General features: G+C 61.6%; 17 protein-coding genes. 10 read left to right on the top strand and 7 right to left on the bottom strand.

Features of this window, described 5'->3' with window-relative positions:
- Nucleotides 1-54: 54 nt before the first annotated feature.
- Nucleotides 55-135 carry a pyrroloquinoline quinone precursor peptide PqqA gene (gene pqqA, locus HP556_RS12920; RefSeq protein WP_089267584.1) on the bottom strand — a complete coding sequence of 27 codons (81 nt, stop codon included), beginning with the start codon at nt 133-135 and terminating at the stop codon, nt 55-57.
- A 291-nt stretch (nt 136-426) separates the two neighbouring features.
- On the opposite strand from pqqA, the gene HP556_RS12915 reads away from it, so the two are divergent.
- The 9 genes from HP556_RS12915 to HP556_RS12875 all read left to right on the top strand — a co-directional run bounded on the left by HP556_RS12915 (nt 427) and on the right by HP556_RS12875 (nt 8,639).
- Complete coding sequence (locus HP556_RS12915) at nt 427-684, top strand: DUF6894 family protein (RefSeq protein WP_089267437.1); 258 nt, start codon at nt 427-429, stop codon at nt 682-684.
- A gap of 258 nt (nt 685-942) precedes the next feature.
- Nucleotides 943-2,328 (top strand): PQQ-dependent sugar dehydrogenase, encoded by a 1,386-nt coding sequence (locus HP556_RS12910; RefSeq protein ID WP_246297665.1) that lies wholly within the window; start codon nt 943-945, stop codon nt 2,326-2,328.
- A 215-nt stretch (nt 2,329-2,543) separates the two neighbouring features.
- Entirely contained in the window at nt 2,544-3,110 is a 567-nt protein-coding gene (locus tag HP556_RS12905; protein WP_175367257.1) for a c-type cytochrome, read from the top strand.
- 788 nt (nt 3,111-3,898) lie between these two features.
- Complete coding sequence (locus HP556_RS12900) at nt 3,899-5,302, top strand: amidase family protein (protein ID WP_175367256.1); 1,404 nt, start codon at nt 3,899-3,901, stop codon at nt 5,300-5,302.
- 14 nt (nt 5,303-5,316) lie between these two features.
- Nucleotides 5,317-5,793, top strand: coding sequence for a glutathione peroxidase (locus tag HP556_RS12895; RefSeq protein ID WP_089267434.1), 477 nt, complete (start codon nt 5,317-5,319; stop codon nt 5,791-5,793).
- The gene (locus HP556_RS12890) at nt 5,790-6,044 is read left to right on the top strand and encodes a DUF3297 family protein (protein WP_068732134.1); all 255 of its coding nucleotides are present in this window, start codon (nt 5,790-5,792) and stop codon (nt 6,042-6,044) included. The genes HP556_RS12895 and HP556_RS12890 overlap by 4 nt, the downstream gene beginning before the upstream one ends.
- A gap of 198 nt (nt 6,045-6,242) precedes the next feature.
- Complete coding sequence (locus HP556_RS12885) at nt 6,243-7,085, top strand: ABC transporter ATP-binding protein (protein ID WP_231081171.1); 843 nt, start codon at nt 6,243-6,245, stop codon at nt 7,083-7,085.
- Nucleotides 7,085-7,867, top strand: a complete 783-nt coding sequence (locus tag HP556_RS12880) for an ABC transporter permease (RefSeq protein ID WP_093760676.1) — start codon at nt 7,085-7,087, stop codon at nt 7,865-7,867. Before HP556_RS12885 ends, HP556_RS12880 begins: the two co-directional genes overlap by 1 nt.
- Before the next feature lie 7 nt (nt 7,868-7,874).
- Nucleotides 7,875-8,639 (top strand): ABC transporter permease, encoded by a 765-nt coding sequence (locus HP556_RS12875; protein WP_068732140.1) that lies wholly within the window; start codon nt 7,875-7,877, stop codon nt 8,637-8,639.
- 158 nt (nt 8,640-8,797) lie between these two features.
- Here the strand turns inward: HP556_RS12875 and HP556_RS12870 are convergent, their stop codons facing one another.
- From HP556_RS12870 to HP556_RS12850, 5 genes are read right to left on the bottom strand one after another with little or no spacing between them, the layout of a single operon-like run.
- The gene (locus HP556_RS12870) at nt 8,798-9,781 is read right to left on the bottom strand and encodes a 3-hydroxybutyryl-CoA dehydrogenase (protein ID WP_175367254.1); all 984 of its coding nucleotides are present in this window, start codon (nt 9,779-9,781) and stop codon (nt 8,798-8,800) included.
- On the bottom strand, nt 9,778-10,872 hold the full coding sequence (locus HP556_RS12865; RefSeq protein ID WP_175367253.1) for an NAD/NADP-dependent octopine/nopaline dehydrogenase family protein: 1,095 nt from the start codon (nt 10,870-10,872) through the stop codon (nt 9,778-9,780). Before HP556_RS12865 ends, HP556_RS12870 begins: the two co-directional genes overlap by 4 nt.
- The gene (locus HP556_RS12860) at nt 10,869-12,407 is read right to left on the bottom strand and encodes a long-chain-fatty-acid--CoA ligase (RefSeq protein ID WP_175367252.1); all 1,539 of its coding nucleotides are present in this window, start codon (nt 12,405-12,407) and stop codon (nt 10,869-10,871) included. The genes HP556_RS12865 and HP556_RS12860 overlap by 4 nt, the downstream gene beginning before the upstream one ends.
- A gap of 2 nt (nt 12,408-12,409) precedes the next feature.
- The gene (locus HP556_RS12855) at nt 12,410-13,693 is read right to left on the bottom strand and encodes an acyl-CoA dehydrogenase family protein (RefSeq protein WP_244558535.1); all 1,284 of its coding nucleotides are present in this window, start codon (nt 13,691-13,693) and stop codon (nt 12,410-12,412) included.
- On the bottom strand, nt 13,690-14,517 hold the full coding sequence (locus tag HP556_RS12850) for an alpha/beta fold hydrolase (RefSeq protein ID WP_175367251.1): 828 nt from the start codon (nt 14,515-14,517) through the stop codon (nt 13,690-13,692). Before HP556_RS12850 ends, HP556_RS12855 begins: the two co-directional genes overlap by 4 nt.
- Before the next feature lie 250 nt (nt 14,518-14,767).
- On the opposite strand from HP556_RS12850, the gene HP556_RS12845 reads away from it, so the two are divergent.
- Nucleotides 14,768-15,940, top strand: a complete 1,173-nt coding sequence (locus tag HP556_RS12845; RefSeq protein ID WP_175367250.1) for an acyl-CoA dehydrogenase family protein — start codon at nt 14,768-14,770, stop codon at nt 15,938-15,940.
- A gap of 36 nt (nt 15,941-15,976) precedes the next feature.
- Here the strand turns inward: HP556_RS12845 and HP556_RS12840 are convergent, their stop codons facing one another.
- A complete protein-coding gene (locus HP556_RS12840) occupies nt 15,977-17,479 on the bottom strand; it encodes a flavin-containing monooxygenase (RefSeq protein WP_175367249.1) in 1,503 nt (500 codons plus the stop codon).
- Nucleotides 17,480-17,549: the final 70 nt, after the last annotated feature.

Genomic DNA, 17,549 nt, shown 5'->3' with positions numbered 1-17,549 from the left:
CCGTCAATGACGAAGGCGCCCCCAAAACTTAAGATCTTAGCGTGAGCTCAAGTCTTACTTGCGCGCTGCGCAGGCGTACATGTTGATTTCCATGCCGACTGCAACTTCGACGATCTTCGGTGCTTTCCAGGCCATATTTATCTCCCGCTTCTCTGCAGTCAGGTACTGCATAACCACAACTCTAATCCCTGCTCAAAGGTTCGCCAACAACTTCGTCATCACAATGTGAAGCGATGGGGGTACAATATGCGTGCAATGCACAATCGATTGCACTGCAACATTGCAATGGCGAGAACGTTCCATAGATAGCGAAGGCCTTTGGTTGAAAGGCATTGATTCGTACTCAGCCCGCCGCATCTTCCGGGATATTCGCGTGGTCTGAGGTCTTCTGCGTCCGCGCCCAAGCCCAGTGCCAAGAGAATTGCCATGCCGCTTTATTTCTTCAACACACGCATCAACGACGAGCTGGTGGTCGATCCCGAAGGCGAGGAGCTGCGGGATCCCGATCATGCCTGGGATGTGGCGCGGTCGATGATCCTGCAATTGCTGCGCTCCGAAGGCACGCCGAGCGATCTGCTCAAAGCGGTGCTTGAGGTGACGGACAAGGACGGCGAGATCGTGCTTGAATTTCCGTTCACCGAAGCACTGCTCGATGCCACCGATGAGTCCGCAACGCGGCATTAGAGCGTTGTCGAGCGAAGTGGGCACCGGTTCGCGTCAAGAAAACGCGTCAATACAAAAAGCCAGAGCCTCGGTTCTGATTCTATCAGAACCGAGAAGGCTCTAGCCGATTGCGGGAATCCGCACAGGCTTGCTCGCGCGTGATGTTTTGATTGCGCAGCGACATAAAAATATCCAACAGTGCGATCCGGAAAGCCTCGGGGGCGGCGCATCTCATGTGCTGCGAGCAGAGAAGGCTTCCGTAAAAAAGGGGAGAGATCCATGAGTGTCTACACGTCCGCGCGCCGGGCATTGCTTGCCGGTGCGTTCATCGGTGTCTTTACAAGCGGCGCTTTTGCCCAGCAGTCCGATACATCACCTGCAACACCGGCTCCTGCAGCCGCGCCAAGTGCAGCTCCGAGTGCAGCGCCTGCTGCTCCCGCAGCGGCTCCTGCGCCAGCGCCAGCAGCACCACAGGCTGCCGCTCCTGCACCTGCGCCAGCCGTTGCCGCCGCGCCTGCGCTGCCGCCCGGCTCGCCGCTGATCGGCCGTCCCGATGGCGCTGCCGCAGCCAAGCTCGCGCCCGTCGCGCCGCCGCCGATTCCGTCCGCCGCCGACAAGCTGCCGACTGCCAAACTGAAAGTGCCCGCCGGCTTCAACATCGAAGTCTATGCGGCCGGCATGGCCAATGCGCGCTCGATGCGCGAGGGCGACAAGGGCACGGTCTTTGTTGGCTCCCGTCTTGTCGACAAGGTCTACGCGGTCATCAACAATGACGGCAAGCGGCAGGTGAAGGTGCTGGCCTCCGGCCTCTATCGTCCGAACGGTCTCGCCTTCAAGGACGGCACGCTCTACATCGCCGAACTGTCGAAGATCTCGAAGATCGACAAGGTGGAAGACAATCTCGAGAATCCGCCGAAGCCGACCATGATCTACGACAACCTGCCGAAGGACGAAGCCCATGGCTGGAAGTTCATCGGCATCGGCCCGGACAACAAGCTCTATGTGCCGGTCGGCCAGCCCGGCAACAATGTGCTGCATGACCAGGCCCATGGCCAGATCCGCCGCATGAATCTCGATGGCACCGGCGCCGAGATCTATGTGAAGGGTGTCCGCAACACCGTCGGCTTCGACTGGAATCCGACCACCAAGCAGATGTACTTCACCGACAACGGCCGCGACTGGATGTCGGAAGCGGTGCCGGAAGATGAACTCAACCGTGTCACCAAGGCGGGTGAAGACTTCGGCGCGCCATATTGCCTGCAGGGCAATATCCTCGATCCGGAATTCGGCTGGGGCAAGTCTTGCGCCGACTACACCGCGCCGGTCGGCCTGCTCGGGTCGCATACGGCGGCACTGGGCATGCGGTTCTACACCGGCAAGATGTTCCCGGCCGCCTATAAGGATGCGATCTTCATCGCGCGCCATGGCTCCTGGAACAAGACTCAGAAGCTCGGCGGAGACGTCGTTGTCGCGAAGCTGAACAAGGACGGCACGGTGAAGTCCGTCGAGCCGTTCCTCACCGGCTTCATCGAGGACAACAAATATGTCGGCCGCCCCGTCGACGTGCTGCAGATGAAGGACGGATCGCTGCTGGTCTCCGACGACTGGAACGGCGCGATCTATCGCATCACCTATGGCAAGCAGAAGGTGGCGGGCGCGAAGTGACGACGTTTTCTCACCTCTCCCCGCCTAGCGAAGCTTTGCTTCGCCGGGCGGGGAGAGGTCGACTGCAACGCGCGAAGCGCGTGAAAGTCGGGTGAGGGGGACTCTCCACTTGCTCCGAGCGCGGTGAGAGTCCCCCTCATCTTCACCTTCTCCCCGCAAGCGGGGAGAAGGAATTCGCCACGCCGGAGTTTCAGTATTCAGAAAGTTCAAAGCCGATGCGCCCGTTTGCCGTCATCGTAGCTCTTTTTCTCTCGACGTCCCCACTCTTCGCCGCCGAACCCATCACCGAGCGCGCCGCGCCGTGCCTCGGTTGTCACGGCGAGAAGGGTGTCTCCGAAACCGAGAACACGCCGTCGCTCGGTGCGCAGCAGCCGGCTTATTCGCTGATCCAGATCTACATGTTTCGCGAGAAGCTCCGTGTCGCGGAGCCGATGAACGACATGGTGAAGGATTTCACCGACGACGATCTGCGCCTGTTCTCGGACTATCTCGCCACGCTGCCGAAGCCTGTCGCACTGGAAGCGGGCGATCCTGCGCGAATGCAGGCTGCGAAAGCGCTGACATCGCAATTCCGCTGCGATAGCTGCCACAACGCGGACTTCTCCGGCCGCGACAATATCCCGCGCATTGCCAACCAGCGCGAGGACTACCTCGCCAAGACCATGCGCGAATACAAGGACAACTCCCGCCACGGTTACGATGCCACCATGGCCGATGTGATGCAGTCGATCTCCGAAGCGCAGATCGTGGAGCTGGCTTATTTTCTCGCAAGGGTGAAGTGACGTCGCGCGGGCTCACCCGCGCGACGTCATTCCGGGGCAGGCCGGGCCGCACAGCGGACCGGAATGAGCCCGGAATCCCGACATGTTCAGCTCCCGCTGTCATTCCGGGGCGCGCGCAAAGATGCGCGCACGCCCCGGAATGACAGTTTTTGGGGGGAGACGTCATTAAACATTTTTTCCTATTTCTTATTGACAATATCCCGATATGGATTATTTTCCCCTTCGTCCGGCCCCGATGAGAGGGGCGAGCGCGATCGTCACGTTCGCGGGGCTGGATGCGGTGGACGCCGGAGATGCGGCGTCACGCGCTTCACGGGTGACGTCTGTCTTCGGGCAGGACGGATCTGCGCCAGCACTGCCACTGGCAAGGAGACGGCCGATCTTGGGATGGAAAGACTCCCTGGACAGGGTGACGGACGACCAAGTCAAAACGCGTTCGGCTTACTCGCTTGAGGCTACCCTGTCCCTCCGCCCTGGGACATTAATTTTGGTGATGGGACCGTTCGCCATGGCAGATGTGCAGGCAACCGAAAAAACACCGTATGCGGAACGTCGGGCACTTGCTCGGCGCCTCCGAAAGTCCTGATGCACTCTAGATTGCGGAAGACCGCATTCGCATCAGGCCCAAGGGTGCAACGGGCACCCGGCGTTCCGCACGCCCTCTCGATTGAGGGTGGGAAGGAATGCTCATTAGCTCGGACGCTTCGGCGCCGCGAGACTGCGAAATCGTGCCTGATTGGCAATCTCCGGCCGCCTGCGTTAACAAGCGACAAGCAATGGAGCACTGCATGAACGATCTCTGGCGCCTGTCGGCAACTGACCTCTCCGCACTCATTCGCGACCGCAAGGTGTCCGCCAAGGAGGCGACGGTGGCTGGCCTCGCACGGCTCGATGCTGTGAACCCTGCCATCAATGCCGTGGTCGACCATCGACCCAATGAGGCGCTGGCACGGGCGGATGCGGTCGATGCGGCGATTGCGCGCGGCGACGATGTCGGCCCGCTCGGCGGCGTGCCCATCACCGTCAAAGTGAATATCGACTACGCGACCTATCCGACATCGAATGGCGTGAAGATCCAGAACGAGATCATCGCCAAGACCAACAGCCCGGTGATCGACAATCTGCTGAAGGCTGGCGCCGTCATCATCGGCCGCACCAATTGCCCGGCATTTTCCTATCGCTGGTTCACCACCAATCAGCTCTATGGCGATACCAAAAACCCGCGCGATCCCTCGCTGACGCCGGGCGGCTCGTCTGGCGGCGCAGGCAGCGCGGTCGCCGCCGGCATCGGCCACATCGCTCATGGTACCGATATCGCGGGCTCGATTCGCTATCCCGCTTATGCCTGCGGCGTGCACGGGTTGCGTCCCACGCTCGGCCGCATCGCGGCTTACAATCAGGCGCTGCCCGAGCGCATCATCTCCGGCCAGATCACCGCGGTGTCCGGCCCGCTGGCGCGCACCATCAACGATGTGCGCCTTGGCCTCGCCGCGATGTCACAGCCGGATGCGCGCGATCCCTGGTGGGTGCCGGCGCCGCTCAAAGGACCGAACCGCGAGAAGCGCGCCGCCATGTGCTTACGGCCTGATGGTCTCGCCATCACCGCCGACGTCGAAGCTGCCGTGCGCGATGCCGGCAAGCGGCTGGAGCGGGCAGGGTGGGTCGTCGAGGAAGTCGAGAACACGCCGGCCCTGCGCGAGGCCGCCGCCTTGCAGACGCAGCTCTGGTTCGGCGATGGCTATCAGGGCATGCTGGATGCGGCCGAACGCGAGGGCGATCCCGCAGCACTGGTCTGTCTGCGCGGACAGAAGGACAAGCTCAAGGACTTCGAGAATGGCGGCCTGTCCCGCGCGCTGGTGCGCCGTTCCACCTTCGTGCGCGACTGGGAAATGTTCTTGCAGCGCTATGCCGTGGTGCTGATGCCGATGTCCGGAGAGCTGCCGTTCCCGGATCATCTGGATATGCAGGGCCAGGAAGGCTTCGATCGCGTCTGGGCCGCCCAGATGCCGCAGATTGGCATTCCCTTCATGGGCCTGCCGGCGCTGAGCGTCGCCACAGGCCTCGTCGGCCGTGCGCCGACCGGCGTGCAGGTCGTCGCCGGCCGTTACCGCGAGGATCTCTGTCTGCTGGCCGGCGAAGCCATCGAGGCCGGCGGTACCCCGCCGATGCCTTGCGACCCCGTGACGGCCTGAGAGGGATCAGTGCGATGACCGGCATCTCCGATTTTTCTGCGAACGCACTGACAGGTGAGCCTGTCGCGCTCAAGCAGTTCGAAGGAAAGGTGCTGCTGATCGTCAATACCGCCAGCGCCTGCGGATTCACGCCGCAATATGCGGGGCTGGAGAGACTGCAACAGGATTTTGCGCCGCGCGGATTTTCCGTGCTGGGCTTTCCCTGCAACCAGTTCGGCGCGCAGGAGCCGGGCGACGCCAAGGCGATCGAGAGCTTCTGCGAGGCCAATTACCACATCACCTTCCCACTGTTTGAGAAGATTGACGTGAATGGCGCCGGGGCGCATCCATTGTATAATTACCTGAAATCTGAAAAGTCCGGATTGCTGGGTTCGGGAATCAAATGGAATTTTACCAAATTCCTGATCGACCGTTCCGGACGGGTCGTCGAGCGTTTTGCGCCGACCGCCAAACCTGAATCACTGCGAGAGAAAATCGAGGCGCTGCTATGACCGACAACACCAACGCATCAGCCGATCTGCCCGATCGCCTGTCCACCGATCCGCGAAGCCCGTTCTACAATGCCGAAGTGCTGCAGCGCGATGTCGGCATTCGCTTCAAGGGCGCCGAGAAGACCAATGTCGAAGAATATTGCGTCAGCGAAGGCTGGGTGAAGGTGCCCGCCGGCGCGGCAAAGGACCGGTACGGCAATCCGCTGCTGATCAAGCTGTCGGGCCCTGTGGAGCCGTATTTCCGCGACTAAACGCACCAAAAGCGCCGAAAGTCCTGCTGCGGGAAGCTGCCCTGTTCGCGGCAGGCGCTGACTAGCAAAAAGGCGTTGCCCGCATAAATTTGAAGCTTAAAGTAATTGCAGTTTCCGGCTACGCTGCGTCCGTCAGCATGATGGACACAGTCGGGCCGTCGTGATTGCAATGCGTGCATGGCAAATGAAGGACCGGGAATGCAGGTGGTGTCGCTACGTTCGGACGCTCACGCCGAGTCGGAACCTTTATCCGGCCGCAAACCCGCTTCAGCCATGATCGAAATCGATCACGTCTCGCAGCGCTTCCAGACCTCCGGCAAGCAAAGCCACCTGGCGCTGTCGGATATCAACCTCACCATCGAAGACGGCGCCTTCGTCTCGATCCTCGGACCCTCAGGCTGCGGCAAGTCGACCTTGCTCTATATCGTCGGCGGCTTCGTGCAGCCGACCGATGGCGTCGCCAAGGTGAAGGGCAAGGCGATCACTGGACCGGGTCCCGATCGCGGTCCGGTGTTTCAGGAATTCGCGCTGTTTCCGTGGAAGAACGTGCTCGGCAATGTCATGTATGGCATGCGCCAGCAGGGCATGAAGAAGGCTGAAGCCGAAACGCGCGGCCGCAAGCTGCTCGAGATGGTCGGCCTCAAGGGCTACGAGAATTTTTATCCGAAAGAACTCTCCGGCGGCATGAAGCAGCGCGTCGCGATCGCGCGCACGCTGGCTTATGATCCCGCCGTGCTGCTGATGGATGAGCCGTTCGGCGCGCTCGATGCGCATACCCGCACGCGGCTGCAGAACGATCTGCTCGACATCTGGGATACACAGCGCAAGACGGTGTTGTTCGTCACCCATTCGGTCGAGGAAGCCGTCTATCTCTCAGACAAGGTGATCGTGATGTCGCGCTCGCCGGGCTCGATCAAGGAAATCGTCGATATCGATCTGCCGCGGCCGCGCAAGCGCGCCGATCTGCTGCTCGACGCACGGTTCCAGAAATACATCGTCGATATCGAGAAGATGATCGACGACGGCAAGGACCATCTGTGATGACCGTGCGCGGGGTGCTCAAGACACTTTCGCCATTGTTCGCCTGCATCGGGTTGCTGTGCGTCTGGCAGATTGCCTCGCTGCGGCTGGATACCGAAAGCTTCCCAACGGCACTGGAGTCGATCAAGGCCATTCCGTCGATCCTCGGAGACAAGGGATCGCTGCTGAACATTCTCGATTCCATCCGTCGTATGGCCATCGGTCTCGTACTCGCGGTGATGTTTGCGATCCCGCTGGGCCTGCTGATGGGGCGCATCAAGGCTGTCGCGGCCTTCTTCAATCCGCTGATGATGATCATCTATCCGGTGCCGAAAGCGGCGCTGATGCCCATCATCATGCTGTGGATGGGCGTCGGCGACGTCTCCAAGATCCTCGTCATCTTCCTTGGTGTCAGCTTGCCGATCATCTATCACGCGTTCCAGGGCTCCAAGGCCGTCGAAGAAAAGATGCTGTGGTCCGGTGCGGCGATGGGCATGTCGGCGCCGATGCGCATGCTCCGCATCGTGTTGCCGGCAGCGCTGCCTGAAATTCTCACGGGTTGCCGCACGGGTCTGGTGCTGGCGCTGATCACCATGATCACCTCCGAGATGATCGCGCGCCAGTCCGGCGCCGGCAACATCCTGTTCAACTCGCTCGACATGGCGCAGTACGACACGGTGTTTGCGATGATCCTGATCATCGGCGCCATGGGCATCATCTTCGATGCGGCCTTCGAGAAGCTCCGCCTGTCGCTGGTGCGCTGGTCGCAGCCGCGCGACGACATGCCTCTCAGCTTTACGTGAGCGCAACATGAACCAGGAACGCATCAATTCGGTTCTGCTGGGCATCACGCCGATCGTGCTGTTCATCGCGCTGTGGCAGTCGCTGATCTCATTCGGCTTCGCGCCGACGAGCTTGTTGCCACCGCCAGGCGCCGTGTTCGGCAAGCTGGCGAAGGACTTCTTCAATGGCGACTTTCTGCACGATATCGCCGCGACATTGATCCGGCTGTTTGCTGGCTTCGGCATTGCCGTGGTCGTCGGCGTGTTCATCGGTCTTGCTGCAGCGGTGAGCCCGGCAGTCAATGCCGTCGTCAAGCCGCTGGTGCGCGTGCTGGCGCCGATCCCGAAGATCGCGCTGTATCCCGCGCTGCTGCTGATCCTCGGCTTCGACCACGCCTCCAAGATCACGCTGGTGACTGCCGACGCGCTGTTCCCGATCCTGCTCTCGACCTATTACGGCGCGTCGATGGTCGAGCAGAAGCTGATCTGGTCCGCGATGGCCGCCGGCACGCCGCGCTGGCAGATACTGTTCAAGGTGGTGCTGCCCGCCGCGATGCCATCGATCCTCACCGGCTGCCGCATCGGCCTCGTGATCTCCTGCATCGTGGTATTCCTCGCCGAGATGATCACCTCGACCGATGGCCTCGGTCACATGCTGGTGCAGGCCGCGCGCACGTTTCAGACCGTGGACATGTTCGTCCCGCTGATCATGATATCGATGCTCGGTCTGATCCTGAACAGCCTGCTGCACTGGCTGCGCAGTTATCTGCTGCGGGGCTTCCCGGAAGTATGAAGTATAGAGGCAGCTCTGCCGCTATTACTCGCCAGCCTTCATAACTAAAACTCGTCATGGCCGGGCTTGACCCGGCCATCCAACTATCGTCAGCGTTTGCGGCAAAGATGGATGCCCGGGTCAAGCCCGGGCATGACGAGAGAGTAGAGCGCGGTGCCTCAAAGCACCGGCGGCTTCTGCAACTGGAAGTGCTTCAGCAAATCCACAAACGCCGACAGCCGTCCCTCGCGATAGGCATCGACGTCGAGGCCTTCATAGTTGAGGAAACCTTCGCCGGTCTTGAGGCCAATCTTGCCCTCGGCCATGTTGCGGCCGACGATCTCTGGCGACGAATAGCGATCGTTGTCGAGCGCGCCGGTGAGATACTTGCTGGCGTAATACAGAATGTCGCCGCCGCCCCAATCGACGAATTCTAGCAGACCCAGCACCGCGAAGCGGAATCCGAAACCGTATTTGATCGCCTTGTCGATATCCTCGGGACTGGCAACGCCTTCCTCGACCATGCGCGCGGCTTCGTTCATGGCCATTGCCTGGATACGCGGCACAATATAGCCGGGTGTCGCGGCGCAAACCACGGGAACCTTGCCGATGCCTTCGAGCATCTCCTTCACCCGCACGGTAATCGCCGGATCGGTCTTGGCGCCCGGCGAGACTTCGACCAGTGGCACGAGATAGGCCGGGTTCAGCCAGTGTGCGTTGAGGAAGCGCTCGGGATGCTCGACGGCGCTGGAGATGTCATCGACGAGGATGGTCGACGTCGTCGATGCGATGATCGGCGTGGGGCCTGCGAGTTGTGAGGCGCGCGCCAGCGCATCGCGCTTCTGATCGAGCACCTCAGGCACGCCTTCGAAAATGATCGCCGAACTGCTGAGCGCAGCGCCCGCACCGGCTTCCGGCACAACGCTGATGCGTGACACCAGTGTTTCGATGTCAGCTTCTGTGAGCAGGCCGAAGCGCGCCATGCTGGCAAAGGTCTTGCGGATCTCGCCAAGCGCCTCGGCTTCCAGTGCCTTGAACTTGTCGTCCTCGCGCGCTTTGAAGTCGACGATTGCGACATTGTGGCCAGCATAGGCGAAGGCGACGGCAATGCCGCGGCCCATGCGGCCTGCGCCAAGACATGCGATGGCGGCACGGGCGCTCATGCGGCAAAGCCTTCGCGCAGTAGCTTCAGCAGCGCGGCCTGATCGAGATCGCCGAAGCCGAGGCTTGCGAGCGTGCGGCCACCCTGCAGGAAGTTCTCGCCGCAGATCGCGCCGCCGATGGCGAGGAAGGCTTTGACCAGCGGTGTCTCGACGCCCGCGAGCGTGGCGCAGGACAGGAAGAACGACAGGCCCGTGCGCAGATCCTCGCGCATGTAGCGATGCTCGGTGAGCACGATGTGCTCGCGCCAGTCACCGCTGTCGGTGAGACGATCATGCGAACCGCGGCCATACATCCACTCTTCGCCTTCCTTGGCGTAGTGATCCGCCAGCGGGAAATGCGCGCCATTGTAGCCAAAGGCCTCGCGGATCGCGATGCGCTCAGCATCGAGCGCGTCGGTGACGCGGCGGATCGCGGGCTGCGTACCTTCCTTGTGAATGTCCCAGGTCGGAAAATGCTCAAGCGGCCCGGCATTCATGACGATGAGTGGCGGATGGATAATCGGACCGGCATTCATCAGCGCGCCGGACAACGCATCGCCGCATGGCTCGATCACACCGGGGAAGGCCTTGTCGATGACCTTGCAGGCATAGTCCATCATGTGAAGCGGGAACACGCCGGTCGGCAGCCGCTTGGCGCGGATGGTGATCGCCACTTCGAATGGTCCGTGTTTGCGCGCGAGCCAGGGCAGCGTGCCGGTCTCGGCGAAGGCGACCTTGGCGGTGTTGCCGGCGTCATGCGCAGCCTTGGCGAATATCATCGAGCCGAAGGTTGCAGGCGGCAGATAAACGACCTGACCATCTTTGAGGTGAGGTGCGATCCGCTTGGCGATATCAGGCTGCGCAAAGGCAGGGGCTGGGCACAAGATCAGTTCGACGTCCTTGATCACCTCGGCGATATCAGTCGTCACCAGCGTCAACTGGGTGTCGTGTGTGCCCTGGGCATTCTTGACCTTGATGCGCGAGCCGGCCTTCTTGTGTTCGGCAACAGCCTCGGCGTCGCGGCGCCACAGGCGGACGTCATGGCCCTGCAGTGCGAAATCACCCGCGGCTGCGAAGGAGCCGTTGCCGCCACCCAATACTGCGATCTTCAATTGGTCTCTCCGTCGCTCGGCGTTGCCGCCTGAACCTGCTTCAGTTTGAAATGCTGCACCTTGCCGAGCGCTGTGCGCGGCAGGTCAGTGACGAATACGATGTCGCGCGGCTGCTTGTAGCGGGCGAGCTGCGTGAGCACATGGGCCTTCAGTGTCTCGGCGGTCACGCTGCAATTCGGCCGCAGCAGCACATAGGCGACTGGTACTTCCTGCCATTTCGGATCGGGCACACCGACGACGCCGCAATCGGCGACATCGGGATGTTCGAGCAACACACGTTCGACCTCGGCGGGATAGACGTTCTCCCCGCCGGAAATGATCATGTTCTTCTTGCGGTCGTGGACCCAGAAATAGCCGTCATCGTCGCGCGTGCCGATATCGCCGGTGCGATACCAGCCGTCATGCAGCGCCTCGCGCGTCGCGCTCTCGTTGCCCCAATATTCGTAGAACACGTTCGGGCCGCGCACAGCGATCTCGCCGGTGGCAGTGGCAGGCAGCTCGTTGCCGTCGTCGTCGATGATGATGGCTTCGCAGCACAGGCCGGGCAAACCCGTCGATCCCGTACGCGACAGGTCGCCGCCCAGCCGCGTATAGACCGCGATTGGACAGGTCTCGGTTGAACCATAGACCTGGAGCACGGGAATGCCGCGCGCTGTCAGGCGTTCGATCAGATGCGGCGGCACGATGCTGGAGCCGGTGGATACGGCCTTGAGGCAGGACACGTCGGTCGCAGCCCAGGCGGGATGCTCGCTCATTGCCTGAATGATCGCGGGTACCCAAACGGTCAGGGTGGGTCGCTCCCGCGTGATCGCTTCCAGCGTGGAGTCGGGTGTGAAGCGCGCATGGATGGTTACGGTAGCGCCGTGATGCAGCGCCGGCGTGGTCTGGATGTTCAGGCCGCCCACATGGAAGAACGGCAGCACGGTCAGCACGTGATCGTGCGATGTGATGCCATGCATGTGCTGGCTCATCACGCCGTTCCACAGCAGCGCTTCCTGGCGCAGCACGGCGCCTTTCGGACGGCCGGTGGTACCTGACGTGTAGACGATCAGCAGCGGGCAGGAGAGGTCGGTATGCGGGTTGCGGCCGTCGCCGGACGCGCACGACAGCAGATGGTCGAAAGTCTGACCGGGCGCATCGGGTGTGAAGTCGAGCGCGACCACGCGGGTGTCCGGCAACTCTTTCGCAAGCGACAGAAGGATCGCCGCAAAGCCTTCTTCCAGCACCAGCACCTTTACCGAAGCATCGGACAGGATGAACAATTGCTCGGCGACCGCGAGGCGCCAGTTCAGCGGCACCATGATCGCGCCGAGGCGGGCGCAGGCATAGAGCAGAACCAGATAATCGGGCCGGTTCATGCTCAGGATCGCGACGCGGTCGCCGCGACCAACGCCGCATTCCGCCTTCAGTGCCTTCGCCGTCGCCTCGATCCGCGCATTGAACACGGCATAGCTGAGTGTCTTGCCCTCGAAATGAATCGCGGGCTTGTCCGGCGTGAATGCGGCGTTGCGGGCGATGAGGCTGGAGAGATCCACGATTACTCGTCTTTCTCACCGGCCTCGTAGAGTGCTTCTCGGCCGATACGATCCAGACACAGTTCGGCAGTCCATGGCAGCATCAGTGCACCGCAGCGGCTGTCACGATAGATGCGCTCCAGCGGTAGCGTCTTCAGCATGGCCTGACCGCCGCAGGTGCGGATCGCCAGTGCGGCGAGTTCGTTGGCGCCTTCCATCACGGTGTATTGCGCGGCGTAGGCGCGCAGGACCTGCTCCTTGCTCGGATTGGCACAGGCTTCGGTCACGGCCTGGAACCAGGTCGACTTGAGCTGTTCGAGCTTGATCTGCATCTGCGCCACGGCGATCTGCTTGGTCGGATACATCCGGCGCTTGACTGGCGGCATGCCCGGGATTTCGCCGCGGAGATACTTCACGGTGAAATCATACGATGCTTGTGCGAGACCGACGTAAGTCGGTGACAGCGTCAGGAACATGTGCGGCCAGCGCATCGCGGCCTGGAAGTAGACGCCGCGCGGCATCAGCGCTGCATCTTCCGGAACGAACACGTCCTTGAAGATCAGCGTGCGGGAGACCGTGCCGCGCATGCCGAGTGGATCCCAGTCGCCAACGACCGAGACGCCTTCGGACTTGGCGGAAATCGCCAGATACAGCGTGTTGCGGCGCGAAGCCTTCTCACCCTCAGCGACTTCGGTGCAGAGCACGCCGTAGTAATCGGCGAAGCCCGACAGCGACGCAAAGATCTTCTTGCCGTTGACGATCCAGCCGCCTTTGACGGGCCTCGCTTCGGTTCCGAACGCAACGCCGCCGGCGGCTGCTGCGCCACCCTCGGAGAACGGCTGCGAATAGATCGCGCCGTCTTCGACGATGCGCTTGTAGTGGATGGCGCGGCGGCGGTGCTGTTCGGCGCGCATCTGGTCATCCATGTCGAGGTCATCGGCGAGGGGGCCGGACCACAGTGTCGAGCAGACATGCATGTTCCAGGTCAGCGCGGTGGCGCCGCAATAGCGGCCGATCTCGGCAGCAGCCAGCGAATAGGTCTGATACCCCGCGCCTGAACCGCCATTGGCTTTCGGGATCGAGATACCCAGCAGACCGGCCTTGTGTAGATCCTTGTAGTTCTCCAGCGGGAAGGTGGCCTCGGTATCCCACTTCGCCGCGCGACCGGCGAAATTAGCCTGCGCCAGCTCGCGCGCCTTGGCGATCAGCCCGGCCTGTTCGTCGTCGAGACGATAGGCCTTCGGATCGAACATCGGCTTGTCGAGAACGATGCTGTCGAGATCGGGCTTGCTGGCAGGCTTGTTCATGAGGATGACCCCGAAAGGTTGTGGCTGGTTTTGAGGAAGTCGGCGAGCACTTCGTTGAATTCGCGCGGGCGTTCGAAACTGGCGAGATGCCCGACGCCTTCAAGTTCGACATAGGTCGACCCGGGCACGAGGCCCGCCATCTTTGCCATCGTCTTTGCCGGCGCGTTGTTGTCTTTCGAACCTGATAGGACTAAAGTCGGTATTTTGATGTCCGCGATGTTCTTGCGCAGATCGAACCCGATCATCGCCTTCATCGAGGCGCGGTAGGTGTCGGGCTTCACAGACGCCATGCAGTCGCGTGCGAGTTCAAGGCCGGCAGGATCCGGATTGTCGCCGATCAGGCCTGCCACCAGCTTCGGCGCCATCGAGACCATGGTCTCGCCGCGGTCGAGCGGGCCAAGCCGCGCGTCGATGAAATTCTTCTGCCATTCGCCGTCGGAGCTGCCGAAGGCGGACGTGGTCTGCGCCAGCACGATGGCGCCGGCAAGTTCGGGATAATCCACCATGAAGCGCTGCACGATCATGCCGCCGATGGAATGGCCGACCAGCACCGGCTTCCTGGCGCCGATCTGTGCGAGAAAGTCCTTCAGAGCTTCGGCAAAAGCCGGGATGCTTGGCTCTGGCAGTTGTTTTGAGCCGCCATAGCCCGGCATGTCCCAGCCTATGGCGTAGTAGCGGTCGCCGAATGTTTCGAGCTGGTGGCGCCAGCCGCGGCCGGCGCCGCCGATCCCATGCAAAAACACCAGCGGCGTTGCTGCAGGGGAGCCTTTGGCCTCAAAGCCGAAGCGGCCGTCCTTCGTCGTCAGGGCTGCAGAATTTGGCACGCATAGGCCTCCTGTGCTGTCGGACAGGGGTGATCCTAGCATGTCCGATATATATGAAAAGCGATAGTTTTAGACTTAAAGGGTTGTGGATTGCCTCATCCGGAGGCACGTCGTTTTTAGAGGTCCGCTCTCCGGTGACGGACTATGCGCCTTCCGGTTGGCGATGTTGTGATGTCCGGCCATCGCCCTTGTCCGAAATTTCTTTAGGTTTAAAACAATGTCGATTGCCGATGCATCGAGGGAGGAAGCCATGTCCGATCAGTCATTTTTGTCCTGGCCGTTTTTCGAGGACCATCACCGCGAGCTGGCCACAGGTCTGTCGCGCTGGGCCAAGGCGACATTGCCCGGTCTGGTCGATCATCATGACGTCGATGGCTCCTGCAAGCGTCTGGTGAAGGCGCTCGGCGACGGCGGATGGTTGCGCGCAGCGGTACCGGCAAGCCATGGCGGCATGTTTCCAACCTTCGATGTGCGCTCGCTGTGTCTGATCCGCGAAACGCTCGCCTATGAGAGCGGTCTCGCCGATTTCGCGTTTGCGATGCAGGGACTCGGCACCGGCCCGATCAGCCTGTTCGGTTCGGAAGCGTTGAAGTCGCGCTATCTGCCGCGCGTCGCCAGCGGTGAGGCCATTGCAGCTTTCGCATTGTCAGAGCCCGATGCAGGTTCGGATGTCGCTGCGATGACGACGACGGCGATGCCTGATGGTCCGGATCATGTTCGCATTAATGGCCTCAAGACCTGGATCTCCAATGGCGGCATTGCTGACCAGTATGTCGTGTTCCTGCGTACCGGTGAATCCGGCGCGCGCGGCATCAGCGCATTCGTCGTCGATGCGGACTCGCCCGGCTTCACGATTGCGGAGCGGATCGATGTGATCGCGCCGCATCCGCTGGCCACGTTGAAATTCGAGGATTGCCGCGTGCCTCTGGCGAACCGTATCGGCAAGGACGGCGAGGGCTTCAAGGTGGCGATGGCGACGCTCGATGTGTTCCGCTCGACGGTAGGCGCAGCCGCGCTCGGCCTCGCACGACGCGCGCTCGACGAAGCACTGCATCGCTCGGTGACGCGAAAAATGTTCGGCCATACGCTCGGTGATCTGCAACTCACTCAGGCCGGCCTTGCCGAGATGGCGACGTCGATCGATGCATCGGCGCTGCTGGTCTATCGATCGGCCTGGACCAAGGATCAGGGCGCGGCGCGCATCACGCGTGAAGCCGCCATGGCCAAGATGTTCGCGACCGAAGCGGCACAGACAGTGATCGACCGTGCTGTGCAGATTTTCGGCGGTCTCGGCGTGCAGTCTGGCGTCAAGGTCGAGGAACTCTATCGCGAGATCCGCGCGCTGCGCATCTATGAAGGCGCAACCGAAGTCCAGAAGGTCATCATCGGTCGCGAGCTGATCAAGGCTGCCCAGGCACAGTGAGCTGATGAGGCGAGCCGATCACGGCTCGCCTGACGATCACGCGGCAGTCGCCTCCGCTTTGTAGTTCGGAGCCGACGCAAGAAACCGCGCATAGGCGTCCGCATCCGGCGGCGTGAACTTCTCCACCAGCGCGCTGCGCCGTTTGCTGGTGGCGCCCATGTCGTCGAGCAGTTCGTCGAAATGCTTGAAGTGATAGGGTGCCACACACAGTCCGCCATAGACACCGGCGGCCGGACGCTCAACGCGCTTGAAATGCAGCATCTCGTCCATGTTCCGATGCATCTCGGCTGCCGTCGGCTGCTTCGCCAGCTTGCCGTCGGCATAGCGCACCAGCCAGTTGGCGGCCATTTCCGCCGTCAGCACCGAGCAGAAGCTGGAATTGAAACCGACAAATCCCATGTCCGGCAAATCCGGATTGGCGATGACGCGATACAGCCGATACTGACCGTCATCCTGGATGAGTTTGTCGCGATATTGCTGCGGCAGGAATGGCACGCCGAGTGTGAAGCCGATTGCCAGCACAGCAACGTCAGCTTCGACGCGCTGGCCTGATGACATCACGATGGTCTTGCCGTCATAGTGATCGAAGGTGCCACGGACCGCCTTGATGCGTCCATCAGCGACCATCGGGAAGAAGTTCGGCGTGGCGATCGGCACCGAGCAGTTGATGCCGTCCTCGATGCGTCCTTCCGGCACCATGTCGCATTTCTTGAGCTTGAGCTGGGTCTTCAACATGGCCTCCAGCCCGCGCCAGTTGGCCCAGATAAATGGCTTGGCAATGGCGTGATTGAGTCGCGAGAGCGCACTCAGGCCCCAGCCCCGAAACATCTCCTCCTGCGCGCGAATATAGAGGATGCGCTTGAAGTTGATCAGGCCGCCGATGAAATAGGGAATGCGCCAGACCGGCTCGCGATAGACGAAGGTAACGGCGCTGGCGCCGGCATTGACCGAATGCACGGCGATATCAGTGGCCGATTTCGAGCCGCCCAGCACGACGACCTTCTTGCCTTTGACGATGGATGAATCCGTGTGCTCCGCCGAATGCAGGATGACACCGCCGGCGGCCTTGAACTTGTCTTCGCCGGGATGATGCAGTTCCTTGCGCTCGTTAAATTGTCCGGTGCAGACCGCCACGAAATCGAATGTTTCCTGCGCGGTGTTGCCAGCCGCATCGCGTGTCTCAAGCGTCCAGCCGGGCAGGCTATCTTCGCGGCGTTTCATGCTCACGACGGTCGTGTTGAAACGCATCAGCGGGATCAGATTGTAGTCGCGTGCATAATCTGTGAGATAGGCATGGACCTGCGGCCCCTTGGGCCATTCCGGATAGCTCGCCGGCATCGGCTTGTCGGTGAAGCGATAGAGTTCCTTGGGACTCTGGGTCTGCACCTCTGGATAAGAGCGGGCTGGCTCCCAGACGCCGCCGAGGTCGCCGCTGCGTTCAAGCATCGTGACCTTGTGTCCGCATGCTGTGAAGGATTTGGCGGCGGCAAGGCCGGCGATGCCGGCGCCGATGACGCAAACATTCTTCTGTTTGACCATGGCTTATCTCCTGTTTGAATGCAGCGACGGATCGCGAGCGCGCGGGTTTACACGCGTAGGCACTGGCCTG

The organism is Tardiphaga robiniae, assembly GCF_013359755.1.
GTDB classification, from domain to species: Bacteria; Pseudomonadota; Alphaproteobacteria; order Rhizobiales; family Xanthobacteraceae; genus Tardiphaga; species Tardiphaga robiniae.
Note: the sequence above shows the minus strand (reverse complement) of the source record. Positions and strands in the feature narration are given on the sequence as shown.